The organism is Noviherbaspirillum sp., from assembly GCF_035654295.1.
In the GTDB taxonomy this organism is placed as follows: domain Bacteria; phylum Pseudomonadota; class Gammaproteobacteria; order Burkholderiales; family Burkholderiaceae_D; genus Noviherbaspirillum.
Genome location: NZ_DASRXF010000028.1, coordinates 1 through 21,253 on the forward strand (window position 1 = coordinate 1; position 21,253 = coordinate 21,253).

Annotated in this window: 22 protein-coding genes; 14 read left to right on the forward strand and 8 right to left on the reverse strand. The window is 61.8% G+C overall.

The genetic code is table 11. From position 1 onward, the window contains the following. Window positions 1-15: 15 nt before the first annotated feature. The 4 genes from VFF99_RS03220 to VFF99_RS03235 all read right to left on the reverse strand — a co-directional run bounded on the left by VFF99_RS03220 (window position 16) and on the right by VFF99_RS03235 (window position 3,493). On the reverse strand, window positions 16-714 hold the full coding sequence (locus VFF99_RS03220) for a hypothetical protein (RefSeq protein ID WP_325014947.1): 699 nt from the start codon (window positions 712-714) through the stop codon (window positions 16-18). Further along, window positions 711-1,346, reverse strand: coding sequence for a hypothetical protein (locus tag VFF99_RS03225; protein ID WP_325014949.1), 636 nt, complete (start codon window positions 1,344-1,346; stop codon window positions 711-713). The genes VFF99_RS03220 and VFF99_RS03225 overlap by 4 nt, the downstream gene beginning before the upstream one ends. Before the next feature lie 5 nt (window positions 1,347-1,351). Then, window positions 1,352-2,641, reverse strand: a complete 1,290-nt coding sequence (locus tag VFF99_RS03230) for an acyl-CoA dehydrogenase family protein (protein ID WP_325014951.1) — start codon at window positions 2,639-2,641, stop codon at window positions 1,352-1,354. A gap of 177 nt (window positions 2,642-2,818) precedes the next feature. Continuing rightward, the gene (locus VFF99_RS03235; protein WP_325014953.1) at window positions 2,819-3,493 is read right to left on the reverse strand and encodes a TetR/AcrR family transcriptional regulator; all 675 of its coding nucleotides are present in this window, start codon (window positions 3,491-3,493) and stop codon (window positions 2,819-2,821) included. A 176-nt stretch (window positions 3,494-3,669) separates the two neighbouring features. Here VFF99_RS03235 and VFF99_RS03240 point away from each other — a divergent pair, with 176 nt between their 5' ends. Next, window positions 3,670-5,229 (forward strand): ATP-binding protein, encoded by a 1,560-nt coding sequence (locus VFF99_RS03240; RefSeq protein ID WP_325014955.1) that lies wholly within the window; start codon window positions 3,670-3,672, stop codon window positions 5,227-5,229. Window positions 5,230-5,306: 77 nt separating this feature from the next. On the opposite strand, the gene VFF99_RS03245 is transcribed toward VFF99_RS03240, so the two are convergent. The 3 genes from VFF99_RS03245 to VFF99_RS03255 all read right to left on the reverse strand — a co-directional run bounded on the left by VFF99_RS03245 (window position 5,307) and on the right by VFF99_RS03255 (window position 7,006). Continuing rightward, entirely contained in the window at window positions 5,307-5,786 is a 480-nt protein-coding gene (locus tag VFF99_RS03245) for a VOC family protein (RefSeq protein WP_325014957.1), read from the reverse strand. Window positions 5,787-5,885: 99 nt separating this feature from the next. Next, window positions 5,886-6,689 (reverse strand): hypothetical protein, encoded by an 804-nt coding sequence (locus VFF99_RS03250; protein WP_325014959.1) that lies wholly within the window; start codon window positions 6,687-6,689, stop codon window positions 5,886-5,888. 65 nt (window positions 6,690-6,754) lie between these two features. Continuing rightward, window positions 6,755-7,006: a hypothetical protein gene (locus VFF99_RS03255; RefSeq protein WP_325014961.1), complete on the reverse strand. Its 252-nt coding sequence runs from the start codon at window positions 7,004-7,006 to the stop codon at window positions 6,755-6,757. A gap of 310 nt (window positions 7,007-7,316) precedes the next feature. Here VFF99_RS03255 and VFF99_RS03260 point away from each other — a divergent pair, with 310 nt between their 5' ends. The 10 genes from VFF99_RS03260 (at window position 7,317) to VFF99_RS03305 (ending at window position 16,444) form a co-directional block, all read left to right on the forward strand. Continuing rightward, complete coding sequence (locus VFF99_RS03260; protein WP_325014963.1) at window positions 7,317-7,526, forward strand: cold-shock protein; 210 nt, start codon at window positions 7,317-7,319, stop codon at window positions 7,524-7,526. A 202-nt stretch (window positions 7,527-7,728) separates the two neighbouring features. Continuing rightward, entirely contained in the window at window positions 7,729-8,004 is a 276-nt protein-coding gene (locus VFF99_RS03265; protein ID WP_325014965.1) for a DUF1488 family protein, read from the forward strand. A 365-nt stretch (window positions 8,005-8,369) separates the two neighbouring features. Further along, a complete protein-coding gene (gene infA / locus VFF99_RS03270; RefSeq protein WP_325014967.1) occupies window positions 8,370-8,630 on the forward strand; it encodes a translation initiation factor IF-1 in 261 nt (86 codons plus the stop codon). 496 nt (window positions 8,631-9,126) lie between these two features. Next, window positions 9,127-12,039 (forward strand): monovalent cation/H+ antiporter subunit A, encoded by a 2,913-nt coding sequence (locus tag VFF99_RS03275; RefSeq protein ID WP_325014970.1) that lies wholly within the window; start codon window positions 9,127-9,129, stop codon window positions 12,037-12,039. Continuing rightward, window positions 12,039-12,383, forward strand: a complete 345-nt coding sequence (locus VFF99_RS03280) for a Na+/H+ antiporter subunit C (protein ID WP_325014972.1) — start codon at window positions 12,039-12,041, stop codon at window positions 12,381-12,383. The genes VFF99_RS03275 and VFF99_RS03280 overlap by 1 nt, the downstream gene beginning before the upstream one ends. Further along, window positions 12,380-14,002 (forward strand): monovalent cation/H+ antiporter subunit D, encoded by a 1,623-nt coding sequence (locus VFF99_RS03285; protein ID WP_325014974.1) that lies wholly within the window; start codon window positions 12,380-12,382, stop codon window positions 14,000-14,002. Before VFF99_RS03280 ends, VFF99_RS03285 begins: the two co-directional genes overlap by 4 nt. Next, window positions 13,999-14,493, forward strand: coding sequence for a Na+/H+ antiporter subunit E (locus VFF99_RS03290; protein WP_325014976.1), 495 nt, complete (start codon window positions 13,999-14,001; stop codon window positions 14,491-14,493). The genes VFF99_RS03285 and VFF99_RS03290 overlap by 4 nt, the downstream gene beginning before the upstream one ends. Window positions 14,494-14,501: 8 nt before the next feature. After that, entirely contained in the window at window positions 14,502-14,780 is a 279-nt protein-coding gene (locus VFF99_RS03295; RefSeq protein ID WP_325014978.1) for a K+/H+ antiporter subunit F, read from the forward strand. Then, complete coding sequence (gene mnhG / locus VFF99_RS03300; RefSeq protein ID WP_325014980.1) at window positions 14,777-15,151, forward strand: monovalent cation/H(+) antiporter subunit G; 375 nt, start codon at window positions 14,777-14,779, stop codon at window positions 15,149-15,151. The genes VFF99_RS03295 and mnhG overlap by 4 nt, the downstream gene beginning before the upstream one ends. 186 nt (window positions 15,152-15,337) lie before the next feature. Next, window positions 15,338-16,444, forward strand: a complete 1,107-nt coding sequence (locus VFF99_RS03305; protein ID WP_325014982.1) for a GNAT family N-acetyltransferase — start codon at window positions 15,338-15,340, stop codon at window positions 16,442-16,444. A 201-nt stretch (window positions 16,445-16,645) separates the two neighbouring features. On the opposite strand, the gene VFF99_RS03310 is transcribed toward VFF99_RS03305, so the two are convergent. Next, window positions 16,646-17,281 (reverse strand): tRNA-uridine aminocarboxypropyltransferase, encoded by a 636-nt coding sequence (locus tag VFF99_RS03310; RefSeq protein ID WP_325015100.1) that lies wholly within the window; start codon window positions 17,279-17,281, stop codon window positions 16,646-16,648. Between the two features lie 293 nt (window positions 17,282-17,574). On the opposite strand from VFF99_RS03310, the gene VFF99_RS03315 reads away from it, so the two are divergent. From VFF99_RS03315 to VFF99_RS03325, 3 genes are all read left to right on the forward strand, one after another. Beyond that, a complete protein-coding gene (locus VFF99_RS03315; protein WP_325014984.1) occupies window positions 17,575-18,324 on the forward strand; it encodes a Crp/Fnr family transcriptional regulator in 750 nt (249 codons plus the stop codon). 132 nt (window positions 18,325-18,456) lie between these two features. Beyond that, window positions 18,457-19,170, forward strand: a complete 714-nt coding sequence (locus tag VFF99_RS03320) for an SGNH/GDSL hydrolase family protein (protein ID WP_325014986.1) — start codon at window positions 18,457-18,459, stop codon at window positions 19,168-19,170. A 458-nt stretch (window positions 19,171-19,628) separates the two neighbouring features. After that, window positions 19,629-21,206 (forward strand): DUF4142 domain-containing protein, encoded by a 1,578-nt coding sequence (locus tag VFF99_RS03325; protein WP_325014988.1) that lies wholly within the window; start codon window positions 19,629-19,631, stop codon window positions 21,204-21,206. Window positions 21,207-21,253: the final 47 nt, after the last annotated feature.

A 21,253-nucleotide genomic window follows, 5' to 3' on the forward strand; every position in this document is an offset into this window, starting at 1 on the left:
AAAAAACCGCGTGAACTAGGCATGCCGGCGCAATAGCTGCCCGCCGAACAAGAGCATCCACAGCGGGAAGATCAGCACGACAATGATCAGCATGGCCTTCATGAGCCCGTTGAGTGCCGGGAACATGCCGAACAGGAAGAAGAGTCCGAAACACCAGCCGGTCACTTTCAACAGGAGAAGGATCGGTCCCTTCCAGCCTGCCTGCCTGAGCTGATGGCCGACAACCGTTCCCCAGAAGAGCACCACCGGCCCTTCGGACCACCATAGTCCTTTTTGACTCGCATGCGCGATGGCCGTCCACGCGGATTCCGCGGCGGCCCTCGCCGCCTCGCCGCCGTCCGCGTGCAACTGCGCCAGCGGATGCAGGACAGCAAGCTGCATGGCTGCGCCGCCGACACCGACCACGGCGTAGAGCGCCATCGCCAGGACTGCCATGTCGCCCAGCACGCCCGCGCTATCCCGGAAGCTGTGCCAGAGGTAGGCCGCGATGACGAGAACGGGCAGATAGAATCCGAGGATGTCGGCGAACATGCCCCAGCGGAACATGTCGCGCTCCCCGGACGGCAAGGCCAGCATGCTCGGCCCGTGGAGGATCATCTCGGTATCCCCGCCGGTCACCATCAGTACCAGCGCGACGTTCGCGTAGGCAAAGAGGCCGCCGAGGATGGCACTCCAGGCCGTGAAGCGTACGGCTTTGTTCGGGCCCGGGCTCATGCTGCCTCCACGCGTTCGAGGGCGCCGTAGGCGTAGTACAACTGCGCCAGCATGTAAGACCAGGTGGTCAACGCCAGGGTGAAGAAGATCACCTGCTCCTCATCGCCCGGGATCTTGTAGAAGTCGTAGATGGAGGCGATGGCCTGTCCCGACACGAGGGCGAGGATCACGCCGAGGGCGTGGCGATTCTCTCCTGCCCGCAGCAAGCGATAGGCGAAATACGCAAGATAGATCGAGAATGCCGTCCACATGAACAGGTAGAAGTAAGGCAAGGGCTTGGCCATGATGTCGGCCGACACGAGAAACGCCGTGCCCGCGATACTTCCGGCGAAAAATACGATGTCCAGGAACTTCGACGGCGCGTAGCGATGCGTCACCGCCATCAGGCCGGCGGTGGCGATCACGGGGATGCCGAACGCCCTGGAAAACGCATCGCAAAAGTACGAGATGCTGTATGGGAGCTTCGCCTGGCTCAGGAGATAGATCAGGAGGTTGGAGGTCGAGAGCGTGACGACCAGCCACTCCAGTCCGAGCAGGTAATTCTGCTTCCTGAGGAACTTCACGCCGTAGACCAGCGAGGTCGCCAGCAGCAGCACGGTGGCGAGGCAGAGGATGGTGAACTTGAGATCCATGACGATTATTCCTGCGTCCATCCGTTCTGGTAGAGCCTTCCGGCCAGCACCCCGAGGCGCATGGTGAGGTGGTAGTTCTCGCCGTCTTCGATCAGCGCGGAGCGGACGTCGCGGAACATCTTTTCGATGGGGTACTCGCGCGTGGTGCCATTGCCGCCGAAAAGCTGGAAGGCTTCGTGCGTGATCTTCATCGCTTCTTCGGTCACGCTGACCTTGGCCTGCGCAGTCGCGTAAGGGTGGCTCTGCGGCGACATGCGCGCAAAGGCGAGGCTGCGGCGGGCGATTGCACGGGCCATCTCCAGGCGGCGCAGCATCTCGCCTACGCGCAGGTGCGTCATCTGGTGATCGATCAGGTACGCCCCGCCCTGCTTGCGCTCGTGGCAGTAGGCCAGCGCAGCCTCGAACGCCGCGCGCGCCGCGCCGACGAAGACCTGGCACATGTGCGTTCCGGCGTACGACCACATCGAGGAGAGGTTGCCGAGATACTCGTCCTTCAAGGCGATGGCGAAGCGCTTCGGGACCTTGACGTTGTCGAAATAGATTTCGCCCTGGGGCAGCGCGCGCTGGCCGATCTTGTCCAACGGTTTGCCGCGCGAGATCCCAGGCAGGTCGAGCGGAATGATCAGCCCGATGCCGTTGGTGAAGGCGCCGTGTACGCCGGTGCTGTAGAACCCGTCGCCGTAATCCGCGGCCATGTAAGCGAGCGCGACCTGCGCCACCGAGCCATTCGACACCCACGCCGAGCTCTGGCCGTTGATGACGATCTCGTCGGCGCCGACCTTGGCGGTGACGTTACCGATCGGCTGCTTTCCGCCCGCGGCCAGCTCTTCGCGGTACAGGATCGCGGCGTCCGAGCCGCGATCGGGCTGGGTGTTCATCCAGCAGCCGAGCCTGCCGGCGCACATCTCGATCAGTTCCTGGTTGCCGAGCGACTGGGCCATCATCAAGGGCGCCGTCGCGACGCCGAGCGAAACGGCCAGGCCGGAGTCACCCCATCCGAGCTCTTCGCCGATCAGCGATTCGATGCGGACGGCGACCTCCGGCGGGAACTGGGCGATCAGCGCCGGATCGAGTCCGAGCTTGGCGCTTTCGGCCAGGACAGTCCAGTACGGCGACCCGGGAGCGATCACCTCCTCCGGCGTCATGCGGTCCAGCTCCCGGCCGATCGGGCGCATGACGTCGCGTGCAAAGCGATGCACGCTGTTCTGGATCGCGCTTTCCTCTTCGCTAAGAGGCGTTTCGAAACCGCTCAGGCCGGCCAGCGGCAGCGATGTGGATTTGTAAAGACGAATCACCTGGGTCTCCTTTGAAAATATGACAACCGGGGCTGAAGCCGACGGGCCGCTTCGCTCTTTTGCTTCACTCTTCTGTTAGTACATATTACCAAAGTTAGGACGAATTACAAAAGACTTCGCAAAAAAAAACACGACAGGGATTCCCTGTCGTGTTTTCGCGTCGCGGCGGTGTTCCGGCTAGTCCTTGCGGGTCACCCCGCGCACGATGGCGTCGGCGGTAGCGAGGAATTGCGCCTCGAGACCCCGCGTGTAATCGCGCTTGCGGCGCCCCGCGCCGAGCTGGAAACTGAGGCCGTCCGCCATCGCGACAAGCAGCGTGGCGCGGTGCAGGCTTTCGGCGGGCCCGCAATCGGGATGGGCGGCGCGGATAAGCTGCGCGAGATCGCGCGTCACTGTCTCGTACCAGTCGTCGAGCAGCCGCGAACATTCTGGATCGATCGCGGCAAGCGAAACGAAGTGCCACCACAGAGCCGTGCGTTCGGCATTCTTAGCGTCGCGCATCGCGCGCTCGGCGATGATGTTGAGCGTGTTGCGCGGCGGGGTGCCGCTGGTGACCGCACGCTTGAGGTCGCCAAGGTAGGCATTGACCACCGGCTCGACGACCGCGCGCAGCACCGCAAGCCGCGTCGGAAAGTAGTACTGAAGGTTGCTGATGCTGATCTCGGCACGGACAGCCACCTCGCGCAGGGTGAATTCCAGGCTGCCGCCTTCGAGCAGCAGCTTTTTTGCCGCATCGATGATGGCGTTACGGGTGCGCATGCCCTGGGCGCGCAAGTTGCGCTCGGTTTCGACTGGCGTTTCGGTCGTTGCGGACCGCTTTCTGCTGACGCGTTGCTTGCTGGGTTCTGTCATTGTTCTGTTCGTCGTTCCGGTGGCGGGAGGCCGTCATTGTTTTGTATGTATACCAAAAAATCAATGTTGCCACAATGATGCGACCCGGATTCGGCAAGGCAGGTACGAGATATGCATGATTCGAGTATCTCTACCTCAAGGTCCGGCGAGGCAAGCATCCTCGTTCATGTGCTTCCGTGCGACTTGCCGATTTCATTGTTAAAAATTCAAACAGGATCCTCGCGGAGTGGGAGGACTTCGCGGCTGTGGTTGCGCCGCCGGATATGAGCATGACGGGCAAAGAGTTGAGAGACCATGCCGCAATGATGCTCAACGCCATTGCCGAAGATCTTTGCTTCCCGGAATCTCCCCGGGAGCAGGAAGACAAGTCGAAGGGGCGCGGCACTCCCGGGCCCGCCGACGCAGCCGGAAGCGAACATGGGGTTGCCCGCCTGAAGTCGAACTTCACGATCGAGCAGCTTGTCGCCGAATACCGGGCACTCCGCGCCACTGTCCTGCGCCTCTGGAGTGAAGACACCGAATCATCAGGGCAATGCGATTTGCGGGACCTTATCCGCTTCAACGAGGCGATTGACCAACTGCTCGCTGCATCCGTTGCCAGTTTTGCCCGGCAATCGCGCCAGGCGGTGAGTGACGAGCGGACACTCAGGGACGAGTTCCTGGCGATGCTGGCCCACGAACTGCGCAACCCGCTCGCACCGATTGCGTCGGCGGCGTCACTATTAAAGCGGGGCAAGAACGACGAAAACGTCTCCAGGAGAGCGAGTGCCATCATCGAGCGGCAAGTCGAGCATATGACCGGGCTGGTCGATGACTTGCTGGACGTTTCAAGGGTGACGAGAGGCTTGATCGAACTGGAGAAAGAGGCGCTGAACCTCGACGGCATCATTTCCGATGCGGTTGAACAGGCGATGCCGCTCATACATTCGCGCGGCCACCTGCTGACGATCCGGGAACTGCCTGAGCTTGCTGTCGTGCTTGGGGACCGGAAGCGGCTCGTGCAGATTGTCTCCAACCTGCTGACAAACGCGGCCAAATACACGCCTGACGGCGGACAGATCGACCTGAGGACGGAGGTACGCCAGGAGCAGGTGACGATTGCCGTGCAGGATAACGGTATCGGCATGGCTCCTGATCTGATCGAGCACTTGTTCGAGCCGTTTGTACAAGCCAAGAGAACTTCTGACCGATCCTCGGGCGGGCTGGGCCTGGGGCTCGCACTCGTCAGGAGTCTGGTTGAACTTCACGGCGGAAAGGTGAGCTGCACGAGTGCGGGCCCCGGCAAGGGAAGCGAATTCAAGGTCTGTCTGCCGCGACTGCAGAAGTACGACGACAAGGCCCTCCACTCCCCTTCCGGCGAGCCTTCGATTCCGGGCCGGCGGGTGAAAGTATTGATCGTCGATGACAACGTCGACGCCGCACAGGCCATGTGCATCATCCTCAACACAGCCGGGCATGAAGCCACCGTCGAGCACTGTCCAAAGGAGGCGCTCGACGCAGCGCTGAAGGAAAGACCCGACGTCTGCCTGCTGGACATTGGCCTGCCCGGGATCAGCGGCAACGATCTCGCCCGGCAGTTGCGAGCGCGCCCGGAAACCGCAGGCACATTGCTCATCGCCGTGACCGGCTACGGGCAATCCGCCGACCGCGAACGCGCGAGGGCGGCGGGATTCGATCACTACATGACGAAGCCGGTCGACATCTCACGCCTGCTGGCCCTGCTGGGCTCGGCTTGAGCAGGATCGGATCGCGTGCGGAATGTACTTGCGGCGTGTCGCTCGGCTCATTGGGGCGAGGCCGCGGGAGATCGCGCTCACCCGCGCCGGGCGGCTTCGATCGTAGCGATGTCGATCTTCCCCATCTGCATCATCGCCTCGAAAGCGCGCTTGGCGGCGGCGCGGTCAGGGTCCCCGATCGCGGCAATGAGCGCGCGCGGCGTGATCTGCCACGACAGGCCCCACTTGTCCTTGCACCAGCCGCATGCGCTTTCCTGGCCGCCGTTGCTGACGATCGCATTCCACAGGCGGTCGGTTTCGGCCTGGTCGTCGGTCGCGATCTGGAAGGAGAAAGCTTCGCTGTGCGTGAACTCCGGGCCGCCGTTCAGTCCGATGCAAGGAATGCCGGCGACGGTGAACTCGACCATCAAGACATCACCCTCCTTGCCCGCGGGATAATCGCCGGGCGCGCGATGGACCGTTCCTACCGTGCTGTCCGGAAACGTCTCCGCGTAGAACTGCGCGGCTTCCAGCGCATTGCTGTTGAACCAGAGACAAATCGTGTTCTTGCTGACCATTTTCGATCTCCGATGGGTGTTATGAAGACCATGACTAGTGCCATGATTGAAGATATAGCACAGGCTGGTAGCGCGGTCTCGTTCCTGGTCAGGGTTTGTTCATGTCTCTCCGGACTGCCGGGCGGAACGGCGCTGCACCCACTGGAATCCCTCATGCTTGGTGATCGCGGCGATTTCTATCGGCCCGCCCACGGTCTTCGGGCGCGGCACGGAAAACCGGATGAAGCCTATCGTCGTCTCGGCGAGATAGCGCGCAAGGTCGATCGCATCCTGGATCGGCATGGCCTCGACAAACAACAATTCATACAGGTCGGGGACCAGCTTTTCCCGCAACTCCGCTGCCTGTTCCGCCGTTAGCCCGTGTTTCACCGCCACACTGTTGAACCGTGTCCCCAATCCGAATACCAGTCGGTCGAGGGCCTCGTACTCTCCATCCCACCGCAAGCCGAACTCTTGCTCCGACTGAACGCAGTTCGGCGGCGGGCAAGCGTCGCCCATCAGGTTCACTTCCCACACTTCCGCCAAGGGCCTGCCCGACGAGTAACCGCAAACGCGCAGCTTGGTCCAGGTGCTTGCCCCGTGCGCGACGGATTTTTCCTCGAAAAGGAACTGGCGCATTTTCGAGGCGATGCCCTCGATGGTGTAGCTGCCGGGGTCGATCCGCCAGTGGGGATAGATGCCGCTTTCGTCGCTGAAGCGCTGCCGCAAGTCTTTCAGCAGGGTCTCGAACGATTCGTTTCCGATTCCGCCCGCTCCCGTCACCATCACTCCCACGGGGAGGCCTTCGCGCACGTTCACGATCTTGCGGGAGTTGTTGTAGATCATTCCGCTGGCGAAAGAACTCGCGCTGTCGGCCGCCATGACGACGCCGTCGTTGATCTTGACGGATACCAGGACTGTCATACTGTTCCTTACGGTGAGTGAGCGCCTGTGTTCACGGAGCGAATGTACGTTCGCCCGTGGGCGACTTAATGCCTGCCTGATTTCTCCATGATCGCGTCGACATCGGTCTTGGCGCGAAACTGGCTGTTCCCCTCGCGGTAGAGCACGCCGCCTATCCTCACCAGGGACGCGAATGTTTCCTCCGGCAGTTTTTCGTGCGAATCGGCGAGCAGTTGGGCCAGCTCTTCAATCACGCTGGCGAGCATCGGGCCGGATTCTTCCAGTGCGATTGTCCCTGCATGTTGCCGGAACATTTCAAGTATGCGTTCCGCGGTCATTGCACCTCCGGTCGTGAACGTTCAGTGTACCCGCTGTCCGCGAACGCGTTGGCAGGCACATAATAGGTATGGCTGCATGCGCCGCGGCAATGTTCCCCAAGGGGTGGAAAAATAATCGAAATAACGATAGGTATCTCCGGGCTTTGCCTGTATAGTGGTCCTGCGCTTGCATCAAGTTGTCGTCATTGCTGGTTTCTCTCCCGTCTTGCCCGTTCCGGGGCCATTCCTGTTTGATTCTCATCGGTAGTCTTCCTTGGTTCCAGGTGCGCCATGGGCAATCGTGCCCGATTTCAACATGAAGGAAACAGTAATGATTACGCAAACCGGTACAGTAAAGTGGTTCAACGACGCCAAGGGCTTCGGCTTCATCGCCCCCGATGGCGGCGGCAAGGACGTGTTCGCCCACTTCCAGGACATTCAGGCGCAAGGATTCAAGAGCCTGTCCGAAAACCAGCGCGTCTCGTACGAACTCGGAAACGGTCCCAAAGGCGAGAAGGCGACCAACATTCGCCCGGTGTAAGCGGGCCGGAAGGCCTTTGATCGACATCTCCATCCGGCCTTGCGCGTCGTCAGCGCCAAGGCTTCCAACCCGGTCATGATGGGAGCTCCAGAGGGAGATTTCTGCGTGTGCTCGTACTGCATTCCCGTGCGGTCCGGCCAGCGTGAATTGACCGCCTCCGTTCTGCGCCATTGCGTGCGGAGTTCACCTAAGGAACATCATCATGAACCATGCATCCAGCCAGCCTCACCTCTCCGGCGACGGCGTCATCTTTAGTGTCATCGTGGACTCGGTGCGGCACGAATGCCTTATCACGCCGCAGGCCTTGTACGCACTTTCCTCATACAAGACCGAGGATGATGACGTCGACGTGATGGAAATCTTCCGCGCATACGAGCCGAATATCAACGGCGTCGCGCGCAGGCTGGTGGCAGCCGGCGTCGCAGGCAACCCGCTGGTCCTGCGTCCCGCGACCTTCCGCTCGCCGCGCACGCAATAACTTTTTCTCTCCCGCCCGATCTCGCATCGGGCGATGCCGGCACTTGTGATATAGTCCGGCGTCCGATGGCGGGCCGCTCGTCCAGTTCATGCGTATTGGGCGACTTCAGCATCCCGCCTCTTCCTGTCCTCCGGCTACCAGGGTTGAACGCCTGCGTGTGCCGGCCACCTCGCCGTTCCGCCGATGCTGATGCTGATGCTCGGCGCCGTGATCCGCCGCCGCGCCCGCCATTCCGGGGCAAGGCCTCATTGAACCCTGTGCGCCGATGTCCGCGCCGTCCCTGCTCTCCCGGAACGGAAGCCTTCCGTGCCCGCAGCAGGCTGCGCCCGGCATCACCCCGCGCGCGCCAAGTAATGGAAATCTGCATGTCTAAAGAAGAAGTGCTGGAAATGAACGGCCTCGTGATCGAGGTGCTCCCCGATTCACGATTCCGAGTGAACCTGGAAAACGGTCATCAATTGATCGCCTACACCTCGGGCAAGATGCGGCAGCACCGCATCCGCATCATCGCCGGCGACAAGGTATCGATCGAAATGTCCCCGTACGACCTGAGCAAGGGCCGTATCACCTTCCGCCACCTCGAGAAGCGCGGGCCGGCCATGCAGGGGCAGCAGCGCCGGAGATAAGTCCCGCGAACTGCGGGCTTGCCGCAGGACCAGGATCCGTTGTCCGGGTTGGAGCACGCCCGGCATCCCAAGGATTGAAGCCTCATCGGCTGCGGTCCGAATCACTGCGCTTTCGCGTAATCGACCATCCCCTGGAAGTCGGCGGCAATTTTCGTCCGGCTTGTCAAAACTTTTCAGCTCTGCCTGCTGCATCTGCTTGTTCCATTCCGGCATCTCCTCCGGGTACCACCTCGTATTTCCGGCCGGCTCATGAGAAACCCCTCCGGCAAGTCGCACTACCGGCGTTGAATACGCTCTAGTGGTTACAATGACATGAACAGCGCTTGAATGAACCGCGCCGCATGTTGCGCCACGGAAGAGCTGGCGTGGGCCAAAGAATCCGATGTTCAATTCCAGGGAGCACGATGAGACCCGATGACAGTCCGCCTCTGAAGATTCTTGTTCAACCTCAGTGGATTGCTCCGGCATACCCGGTCATGCAGGCGGGCATCTGCTGATGGATGCGTTATTGCTGACGCTCATCGTGTTTCCCTTTGCGGGGAGCATCGCCGCGGCCCTCCTGCCGGCCGATACACGGAACAGGCAGGCAGCGCTGGCCGGCCTGGTTTGTGTGTCCGGCATGCTGGTGACCGGGTATTTCTATCCGGAGATCGGCAACGGCGAAGTGATGCGCTACCGCGTCGAATGGTTGCCGGCGCTGGGTGTGGACTTCGCGCTGCGCATGGATGGCCTGGCGTGGCTGTTCGTCATGCTGGTGCTGTTCATCGGCTTGCTGGTGACGCTGTATGCGCGTTACTACATGTCGCCGGAAGATCCGGTGCCGCGCTTCTTCTCCTTCCTGCTCGCCTTCATGGGCTCAATGCTGGGCGTCGTCCTTTCCGGCAATCTCGTTCAGCTGGTGGTGTTCTGGGAATTGACCAGCCTGACGTCCTTCCTGCTCATCGGCTACTGGCACCATCGCGCGGACGCACGGCGCGGCGCCCGCATGGCCTTCATGGTCACCGCCGCCGGCGGGCTGTGCCTGTTGAGCGGAGTGCTGATGCTGGGCCACGTCGCCGGCAGTTACGATCTCGACGTCGTGTTATCGGCGGGCGATGCGGTGCGTGCGCATCCGTGGTACCGGCCAATGCTCGTGCTGGTGGCGCTTGGCGCATTGACCAAGAGCGCCCAGTTCCCTTTTCATTTCTGGCTCCCGCATGCGATGGCCGCCCCTACCCCGGTGTCGGCCTATCTGCATTCGGCCACCATGGTCAAGGCCGGCGTATTCCTGCTGATGCGCCTGTGGCCTGTCATGTCCGGCACCCCGGAATGGATCTGGCTGATCGGCGGTGCGGGCATCTGCACGATGCTGGTCGGCGCGTTCGCAGCCATCTTCCAGCACGACCTGAAAGGTTTGCTGGCCTACTCCACCATCAGCCATCTGGGCCTGATCACGGTACTGCTCGGGCTCGGCACGCCGCTGGCGATGGTGGCCGCGGTGTTCCATACCCTCAACCACGCCACCTTCAAATCGTCCCTGTTCATGGCCGCGGGCATCATCGACCATGAGACCGGAACGCGCGACATGCGCCTGCTGCGCGGCCTGTTCCGCCATCTTCCCTACACGGGCACGCTGGCGATCGTCGCCAGCGGCGCAATGGCCGGTGTGCCGCTGCTCAACGGTTTTCTGTCCAAGGAAATGTTCTTTTCCGAGACCGCCCTGGTCGGCGGAGATGAAGACTGGTCCTTGTCGGTCGCAGCCGTGGCCATGGGCATTTTCAGCGTCGCGTATTCCCTGCGCTTCATCAGCGTATTCTTTGGCCGGCCTGTTGTCGCCTTGCCGAAAGTACCGCACGAACCGCCGCGCTGGATGCGGTTTCCGGTCGAATTGCTGGTCTTGGCCTGCGTGCTGGTCGGCATCGCACCGGGGCCGATCGTCGAACCCTTCCTGCGCATGGGCATTGCGTCGATGCTGGGAGAGCAAATGCCGGCGTTCAGCCTGCAGGTCTGGCACGGCTTCAACATCGCACTCCTCAAGAGCGTCATCGCACTCGCCGGCGGCATCCTGTTCTATATCGTTCTGCGCAAGCGTTATGCGCTTGCCACCCGCTCGGACGCGCCAGTGCTGGAAAGATTCAGCGGCGCCCAGGCCTACGAGACCACCATCCTGCGCCTGGGCATGGCCGCAGCCTGGTTGGTGAAATGGTTTGGCACCAGGCGGCTGCAGCCGCAATTGCTGTTGATGGTCCTCGCCCTGGTCGTCATACCGCTGCTGCTTGTGCGCCCCCTGCCGGCATTCGGCACGCAACTGCGTTCCGATGTCGACCTGCTGTTTGCCGGGATGTGGCTGATCGGCTGCGCGTGCGCGGTCACGGCGGCGTGGCAGGCCAAGTATCACCGCCTCGCTGCCCTGATCCTGGTAGGCGGCACCGGCATCGTGACCAGCCTGACCTTCCTCTGGCTCTCGGCGCCCGACCTGGCGCTGACGCAATTGATGGTGGAAACCGTGACCACCGTGCTCATCCTGCTCGGTTTGCGCTGGCTGCCGCCGCGGATCGCCCCCCTTGAGCTGAACCGCAGAATGCCGCGCAGCGTCTTTCTGCGCCGATCGCGCGACATGGCCGTTGCCGTGGCGGGCGGTACGGCCATGGCAGCCCTCAGCTATGCGGCGCTGACGCAACCGGTGCTGGACAATATCGGCGATTTCTTCCTGCTGCACGCCCTGTCCGGCGGTGGCGGGAGCAACGTGGTCAATGTCCTTCTGGTGGACTTCCGCGGCTTCGATACCTTCGGTGAGATTACCGTGCTTTCCATCGTGGCACTGACCGTCTATGCGCTGCTGCGCCGCTTCCGTCCCGCCGCCGAAAGCATCGCCATTCCGGTCCAGCAGGCCAACGATGTCGACCCTGCAGTACGGCAGGGGCCCGCGCAGCAGGCCAACCGCGGATACCTGATGGTGCCTGGCGTCTATTTGCGCTTCCTGATGCCGTTCATGGTGGTGGTCGCCGCCTATTTCTTCCTGCGCGGACACAACCTGCCCGGCGGGGGCTTTGTCGCCGGCCTGATCTTCGCGGTCGCGGTCATCACGCAGTACATGCTGGGCGGCACGCATTGGGTGGAGTCGCGCCTCGGGCTGCGGCCGCATCGCTGGATTGCCTACGGGCTGTTCATCGCGCTGCTGACCGGGCTGGGCGCCTGGCTGTTCGGCTATCCCTTCCTGACCAGCCACACCGCGCACCTGCACCTTCCATTGCTCGGCGAGATCCATGTCCCGAGCGCCTTTTTCTTCGATCTCGGCGTGTTCATGGCCGTGGTCGGCACCACCATGCTGATCCTGCTGGCGCTGGCGCATCAATCCTTGCGCAGCCGGCGCACATCGCCTGACATCCTGGCCGCGCCGCAACCCGAACCCATGAGGGAGACACTCTGATGGAACTCATCATCGCGCTTGCCATCGGCATCGTGTTCGGCTCGGGCATCTGGCTGGTCCTGCGCCCGCGCACCTTCCAGGTCCTGACCGGACTGCTCTTGATGTCCTATGCGGTCAACCTGTTCATCTTCGTCATCGGGCGCCTCTGGATAGACCGGCCGCCGCTGACGCCCGGCCCGGCCTTGCCCGATCCAACGACCGTCGCCGATCCGCTGCCGCAGGCGCTGGTGCTCACGGCCATCGTGATCGGCTTCGCCACGACCGCGCTGTTCCTGGTGCTGATGATCGGCGCGCGCGGCGTGACCGGCACCGACCATGTGGATGGCGAGGAGCCGGACCGATGAGCCTCGCCTGGAGCCAGCATCTGATCGTCGCGCCGGTGCTGCTGCCGCTGTTGTGCGGCGCGCTGGTGGTGCCTTTCAAGGAAAGCCGCCACCGCCTGAAATTCGCCGTCAACATGATTTCGGTGCTATGCCTGTTCGCGGTGGCGGTGCGGCTGCTCGTGATGACGGACAACGAGGCCTGGCCGCAGGGCATCGGCGTCTATCTCGCGGCGAACTGGGCCGCGCCGTTCGGCATCGCGCTGGTGGCCGACCGGCTGGCGGCCATGATGCTGCTGCTGACCTCGCTCATCGCGGGCTGCGTGCTGCTGTACTCGGCGCAGCGCTGGAGCCGCATCGGCGTGCACTTCCATTCCTTGTTCCAGTTCCTGCTGATGGGCATCAATGGTGCCGTCCTCACGCATGACCTGTTCAACCTGTTCGTCTTCTTCGAAGTCATGCTGGCCGCGTCCTACGGTCTGCTGCTGCACGGCTACAACGTGGCGCGCCTGCGGGCCGGCATCCAGTACATTGCGATCAACCTCGCGGCCTCCCTGCTGTTCCTGATCGGCGTCGCGCTCATCTATGCCAGCACCGGCACATTGAACATGGCCGACCTCGCCGTGCGCCTGCCGCATGCCGGGGCACACCAGCTGCCGCTGCTGCAGGCGGGGGCGGCAATCCTGGCGATCGCCTTCCTGGTCAAGAGCGCGATGTGGCCGCTCGGCTTCTGGCTGCCGACCACCTACTCCGCGGCCTCGCCCCCGGTCGCCGCCATGCTGGTGCTGACGACCAAGATCGGCCCCTTTGTGATCCTGCGGGTATGGCTGCTTGCCTTTTCCAGTGCGGCCGGCGTGTCCTCCGGTTTCGCCTTCGACCTCTTTCTCTGGGGCGGCATGGCCACCGTCGTCTTCGGTGCGGCCGGCATGCTTGCAACGGATGTATCGGAAAGACTGGCGGGCTATGGCGCGATCGTCTCGTCCGGCATCCTGCTGGCGGTGATCGGCTACGGCCAGGCTTCACTGGTGAGTGCCGGGCTGTATTACCTGCTCGGCTCGACCCTGGCGCTGTCCGCTTTCATGCTCCTGCTGGAACTGATCGAACGCTTCCGCTCCCCGGGAGCGGCGGTGCTGGCGCTGACGATGGAAGCGTTCGCCGTGGAGGAAGCTCCCGGCGAGCCGGTCGGCGTCGGCATCCCAGCCGCCCTCGCCTTCCTCGGAATGTCGTTTGCCGCCTGCGCGCTGATCATCACCGGTTTGCCGCCGCTCTCGGGTTTCGTCGCAAAATTCACCCTGTTCCATGCGCTCCTCAATCCGCCTGCCTCGGCCGTTACAGCGAAGACCTGGGTGTTGATGGCGCTGATCCTGCTCTCCGGAATGGCCGCCATCATTTCCTTGCTGCGCTTCGGGGTGCGCACCTTCTGGGCCGCCGGCAGGGTGGCGCAACCACGCCTGCCGGTGACCGAAGTGGCGCCGATCTGCCTGTTGCTGGGGCTATGCGTGCTGCTCACCGTACAGGCCGGGCCGGTCATGGACTATCTGGTCCGCACGGCGGACGACCTTCACCGTCCGCAGCAGTACATCGAACGCGTGCTGTCCGAACCGGCAGTGCCCGGCATGCAGGGCAAAGGAGATGCGCGATGAAACGCTGGCTGCCATCTCCCCTCGTGTCGGGCATCCTGGTGCTGCTTTGGCTGCTGCTCCAACAGAGCATCGACCCGGCAACGCTCCTGCTGGGGGCAATCCTTGCCGTCGCCGTGCCCTTGCTGACGCAACCCTTTTTCCATCCGATCGGATTTCCCCGGGTGGCCAGGCCCCTGCTGCTGCTTCGCCTCCTGGCAATGGCCGGGATTGAAATCGCGCGCTCCTGCTTCAACGTCAGCCGCGTCATCCTGTTTGCCAAAGCGGAAGGTTTGAATTCCCAGTTCATCCGCATACCGCTCGACCTGAAGAATCCGTATGGACTCGCGCTCCTGTCCTGCCTGATCAACATGACGCCCGGCACGGTGTGGGTGGAAATCCTTCCGGAAAAATACGAGCTCGCCCTGCACGTCTTCGACCTGCACGACGAGCAGTGGTGGATCGACACCATCAAGACCCGCTACGAAAAGCCGCTGATCGAGATCTTTGAATAGGAGCGTCCATGGAATTCCTGCTGCAACTGGCGATCGGCTACGCGGGCATCTGCGTGATGCTGGCGATGCTGTTCTGCACCGTACGCCTGCTCATCGGCCCCGCCGCGCACGACCGCGTCCTGGCCTTGGACACGCTGTGGATGTGCTGCATGATGCTGGCGCTGGTATTGGGCATCCGCTTCGGCAGCCAGGTCTATTTCGAGGCCGCGATGCTGATTGCCTTGATCGGATTCGTCTCGACCATTGCGCTGGCCAAGTTCCTGATGCGCGGGGAGATCATCGAATGAACGGAATGGAAAACGTTCCGGCCTGGGCTGCCGTGGCCGTGTCGCTGCTGCTGGTGGTGGGCGGAAGCATCATCCTGATCGGCGCGCTCGGCCTGATGCGCCTTCCCAGCTTTTACCAGCGCATCCACGGCCCGGCCATTACCATCACCCTCGGCGCGGGCGGCTTGCTGCTCGCTTCCATGCTCTATTTCACCGTGCTGCAGTCGCGCCTGGTGATGCACGAAGTGATCATCGCCGTGTTCCTCCTCATGACGGCGCCGGTCGTATCGATGCTACTGATGCGGGCGGCCATCTACCGTGATCTGCGGATGGGCAAGATGAAGCGGAAGAATGGTGAGGACGATGTCTACGGGACATTGCCGGAGGAGTGAGTGCAACGTCCGGAATGCGTCCGGGTGGCCCCTGGACAATGCATGCACTTTAGAAAGCCGATTTGATACAGCGCAGAACGCTATCTCCTCGAATTTCGATTTGATCAAACACACAGCAGTTTGCAAGGCCGTCTCACGCGGGCGAATGGACAATGAACCCACTCAGCGCTTGCGATGATGATCCCGATGAATGAACTAATTGCGATGCCGGCCCGCAAGGCAGGGGCTAACGACGAGATCAGTGTTTCCTGCCTCGTCAACGAGATACCCGCCTACGTGGAGCCCGAGCTGGACCGTATCTACGAACACCATTTTTCCTCCCTGCCGTTCCTCCGGCTCTATTGCGATGCAGGCCATGATGTCAATACCTACGTGGTGCGCAGAGACGGCGTTGCCTTCGTGATCCTGCTGTTTCGCGTCAACGGCGGGATTGCGCATGTGCTCAACACGATGATACGGATCGAGCATGCAGAGGTGCTGCGCTTCGCTCGTTACGTATTCGAGCATTTCGATACGGTATGGGCGATCAATTTCAGGGCAGTGCAATCCGACGTGGATAACTTGCCCTTCCCGTTCCAGAGGCATAATTCGCAGGAGCGCTTTCCCGTTGCCCTGCCCGCCACGCCGCAGGAGTACACGGCGAGGCTGGGAAGGTCTACCCGCGAAGCCATCAAGCGCTATCGCAAAAAGCTCCTTCAAGACTTCCCGTCCTTCAGTTGCCGTTTCTACGTCAATGAGGAAATCGACGAGCATGACGTCAATGCCCTCATCGACCTGAGCGCAGCCCGCATTGCATTGAAGAAGAAGCGCTTCGGCATCGATGCGGCGGATCGTAAGCGCATCATGCACCTTGCCAGGATGCGCGGTTTTGTGTGCATTATTCGCATCAACGGCTGCATCTGCGCCGGCACCATCAATTTCCGTGTCGGCAACGCCTATTTCCTGGAGGTGATCACCAACGATCAGGCGTACAACGATTACCGGCTCGGTACCATCTGTTGCTACATGACGCTCTGCGAATGTATTGCGCGCGGGGGAACCAAATACGACTTTGGAGGGGGGTGGAATCACTACAAGGTGAAGTTCCTGGGTGTTCAGCAGGATATGGACTGCGTGGAAATCTATCGGTCCCGCATGCACCTTGTGCAGAAAAGCCATCGGGCTGCGAAAACCTTCGTTGATGGTTACGTGCGCCAAATGAAGCTCTGGCTCCTGGCACACGAGAAAAGCCTTGCCACCCGTTTTATGCATCAGGTAAATATGCTGGTGCAGAGCGTCGTCAAGCGCGGCTGATGGTGCCCGAACGCGCTGTCGGCCCTGCACCCCGGCGCCGGCACGATGAGCAATCGGGTCAGGCAGAGAGTTTCTACATTTCTGCCCAGAGGTAGCCTCTCTTTCGGCAACGATTCCTGGCGAGGAGCATTCCCTCGCGATCGGCCAATGCTCTCGATATGCGCCTGCTTTCGTACCTCAGATTAGGCGTGCCAGGGATACTCATGCATGGTCGGCCTTCCGGTACGACAGTTGTTGAGCAACAAAGCCGTTGAATGCGTTTAGCAACGGAGCGTATTTGTTGCGGTCCCTTTCGAGTTGCATGAGCGCATAACACGTGGCTTCCAGCGTGGATAGCTGATGCATGCCGTGTGCCTTGCGGATCAGGTACTGCGACGGCGGCGCATCGCGCAGGGCAAGGCGCGGCAGCGATTGCAGCGGCGGATTGGCGTAGAGCATTTTGCGGCTTTTACGCCATGTTGCGTCGAGTACCACCAGCCGCAACTTTTCCGGCTCGGCCCAGGGCACATCGGCCGGTACTGCCGGTTGCGCCATGCCTGTGCCTTCCGGCGTATCTGGATACAGCAGAATGGCGTGCTTGCGATGTGCCCCCGGCGTGAATGGAGAATGCAGCAGTGCCTGCAATTCGTGGTCGTCGAACGCTTCGCCGACCAGCAGGCGGCTGTTTGGCAAGCTCAGATTCAGCAGGCGTGCGCTTCCTTTTGCGTGGTCAACTTCCAGCGGGTGCTGCAAGATCAGCACTTCAACCGCATGCGCAGTCGGCGTGCACCAGTGACAGATGCAGGTCCGTTGCGGACGGATGCAACGGGCGCAAACGAGGCGTTTAGTACGGGTCATGGCGCAGCATACCAAATGGCAGACAGGTAAGAAAAGCGAGGGCAGGTCTGGCAATCCAATACGACCGCGGTTGCAAGATTTGACCGCGCACTCGGGCTTAATGGATCCCATGGCTTGGGATTTCGGCGTACACTGAAGTTCTCCCTCTCTGCGCACGGGTAACAAGCCGTTATTGGATGGCAAGTTGCCGTGCCGACTGGCTGACCAGCCGAAATCTTCCCTCTACGCCGTCACACGATTCAGGGTCTATTTCGTTCGGTGCCTGCACCGTGACCCTTTCCCGGAGTCGCATCATGTCTGTGTTTGCACTATCGCCACGTGAATGCGGCAATCGCCTGCTATCCTTGCTGCCCGATGACGACCTCGCCGCCCTGTCCGCACATCTGGAGATGGTAGACCTGGATCTAAAGCAGGTCCTCGGCGAACGCGAACACGCCATTTCCCATGTCTACTTCCCGTGCAGCGCCGTGCTGTCGGTGCTGGCGCAAATGCTGGAGGGCCAGGCAGTGGAGGTCGGAACTATCGGCAACGAAGGCTTTTACGGTATCGATGTGCTGCTGGGTGGAGCACAAGCCAATGCAACGGAGACCACGCTGTGCCAGGTATCGGGCAAGGCACTGCGTCTGCCGACGGCCGCGTTTGTCCGTGTTCTGGATGGCAGCATGTCATTGCGCGACGTGACACAGCGCTACATGCTCGCCTATATGAGCCTGCTATCGCAATCGGTCGCCTGCAACCGCCTGCATACCACCGAGGCGCGCTTTGCCCGCTGGTTGCTGATGACCCATGACCGGGTGACGGAAGACACGTTTCACATCACCCAGGAATTCCTGGCCAATATGCTGGGCGTGCAGCGTCCGAGCGTGAGCCTGGTCGCCGGCGCTTTTCAGCAAGCCGGCATGATCCGCTATAACCGCGGGCAGATGACGATCTTGAACCGGCAGGCACTTGAGGAGTCATCCTGCGAGTGCTACGGTATCGTGCAACAGCAGTTCGAACGCCGTATCGGCCCCTTCCGTAAGGGATGCGGAGACAGACGCTGATCCGGTGCATGCCTCGACCCGGACCCATCGATCAGGACCTGGACGGACGATGGCAGCAGCATCTGCGCCATACCGAAATGAACCTGTCGGATCCTCTGAGCCCGCAGTGTGGCCACGCATCAGGAACGCCAAATGACCATCTCGCGCCGACACTTTCTTGCCCAATCGCTTGCATTGCTCGCGTCACCTTCCGCGCTAGCCTCCATGACTCACCTCATCCTGCTCGGCGATTCGATCTTCGATAACGGCAGCTACACGAACGGCAAGCCGGATGTGATTGCGCAGGTGCGCGGAATTCTTCCTCCTGCATGGAAGGCCAGTCTGCTGGCAGTAGACGGGGCGACCACCGCCGGCATCGACGCCCAGCTCGCGCGGCTGCCTGCTAATGCCAGTCACCTGGTGATGAGCATTGGCGGGAATGATGCGCTTGCCTCGCAACACATCCTGAAGGCACAGGTCCGTACCACGGCGGAGGCCTTGGCACTGCTGTCCCGGGCCGCAGCCGAGTTCGAGACCGGTTACCGCAGGGCCGTCAGCGCGTGCCTGAAAAGGGATCTGCCGCTGGCTGTTTGCACGATCTATAACGGTAACTTTCCGGATCGGGCCTATCAGCAGCAAGTTACAACCGCACTCACCGTTTTCAACGACGTGATCATCCGCGTGGCGGCGGAGAACGGCCTGCCGGTTCTTGAACTGCGGCAGATTTGCACGAAGCCCGAGGACTACGCCAACCCGATCGAGCCATCAAGTATCGGCGGCGCAAAAATCGCCGCTGCGATCGTTCGTCTGGTGACCGAACCCGCGGCGGCGCGGCGGCGCGGCGCGTTCATCAGCGGGGCAACATAGATCCCGGGATCGGTCCGCCGTCACGCGCTGTTTTTGCAAAGCGAACTGCAGATAGGACCGAAGTCCCTTGGTCCGGCCGCCTATTTCCACGAATCTTGTTTCTTCGGGCGACGTTGCACGCTTGCGTCATGCCGACACTCTTCTTGCGCCGGATCATAACTAGCGCAGCTTGCCCATTGTGGAGCACGATTCGTCTTGCAAAGGCCATGTGGCGTAATAGACTGCCAGAACGACTCTGTCCTTAACCTGGCAGCAATGGACGGGTCGACCTTTCGTCACCCGTCCCCCCTTGTTCCGGCCCGCGCGGACCCGACCTACCGTCTCGGGCGCATCCGTGGCACCTGCTATTGATCCCCACGTCAGCCGGCAATTCTTTGGAGACAATGATGAATCGAATTTCTGTACTGGCGTTGGCCGCTTCATTGACCGCATGCGGCGGCGGTGATCTGGATGGCGGAATGTTTGCCGGAAGCCCGGGAAATACTTCCTCGTTCTTGCAGACCACCGGCACCGGCACCGATCCCGCCGCGCCCGGCGCCACCCCTGCCACGCCAGCGACCCCGGCTACGCCGGCTACACCTGGTGCGCCGGGAGCCGGGGCAACGCCGGCCACACCTGCAACCCCCGCCACTCCTGCCACGCCGGCAGCCGGCGCTCCCGGAGCGACACCGCCGGCAGTGGCAGTGCCGGCAACCGTGCCCATCACTCCGGCCACACCAAGCGCCGCGGCCTTCCTGGCCGCTGCCTACCAGGACGGTCTTACCGAGATCCGTTTGGCGCAGCTCGCGCAGACGCGGGGTGAAAGTTCCGGTGTCAAAGAATACGCCAACGCAATGATCGAGCATCACACGGTCGTCAATGCCCAGATCCAGCAGCTCGCACAACAAAAGGGCGTGACGCTGCCGAGCGATATCACGGCTGAACAGGCCGCCGAAGTGACAAGGCTGTCGGCATTGACGGGCCTGCAGTTCGACCGCGATTACATGTGGGAGAACGTTCTCACCCATCGTCTCGACCTCGCCGAAGCGATGCGCCAGGCACGCAACAGCGACGATCTCAATGCGCGCTATTTCGCCGCCATCAGCGCGCCGCTGCTCAAGACACATCTGGGATTCGGAGAGGGCCTCCTGCAACGCCTCGACCCTGCGGCATTTGTTGCCTTCACCTACCAGAGCAGTCTTGCTGAAATCGAATGGGCGGAACTGGCGCTGGAACGTGCTACCGACGAGGATGTGCGGCGCTTCGCGCAAAGCATGATCGACGAACATACCGAGGCCAACGACCGCATCACGGCGTTCAACGAGACCAAGGACTTGCCTTTGCCGACGGAAATCAATCCGGAGCAACAAGCCATCTCAGAGGAACTTGCGCGATTCTCCGGCGCCGATTTCGATCGTGCCTACATGGACGTCAATGTCATCGCACATGCGAAAGCGACACTAGCCGCGCGCACGCAGATGTCCGGAGACGGCCGAGACGTCGACGTTCGCGGACTGGCGCGTTCGCTGGAGCCTGATCTCGCAGGGCACTTTGTGAGGTCATCCGAGCTGGCAAGAAATATCACGCCGAGCTTCCTTTACAGTGCAGCCCAATCCAACCTGGCCGAGATCCGCCTGGGCTACCTCGGCGGCCTGAGGTCAACGAACGCCGGGGTCAGCGCATATGGCCAGCGTCTGGCGAGCGAGCATACACCGGTGCAGGTACAGCTCGAGCAGCTGGCGCAGAGCATGGACATGGTCCTGCCAATCGAACTGTCGCCGGAACAGCAACTCGCATACAGCGCGCTTGTAAGGGCACAAGGCCAGACATTCGACGCCGGTTTCGCCGCATATAGCGAGCGCCTGCACGACGAGGCGATCGAACGGTTTACAGAGGAATCGCAGCGGCCGACGAACCAGCAGACGCAGGCATTCGCGCAGGCACAGCTGCCAGTGCTGACCGCCCATCGCGACGAGGCTCGCGCCTTGTTAAGCGGGCTCGGCGGCCAAGTGCAGAGCGGCCTGCAGCAGCTGCAGGCGTTGCGCGACACGCTGTAGAAAGTCCGGGCGCTTAAGAAAACGGGGCAGGTCTTGCGATCTGGTGC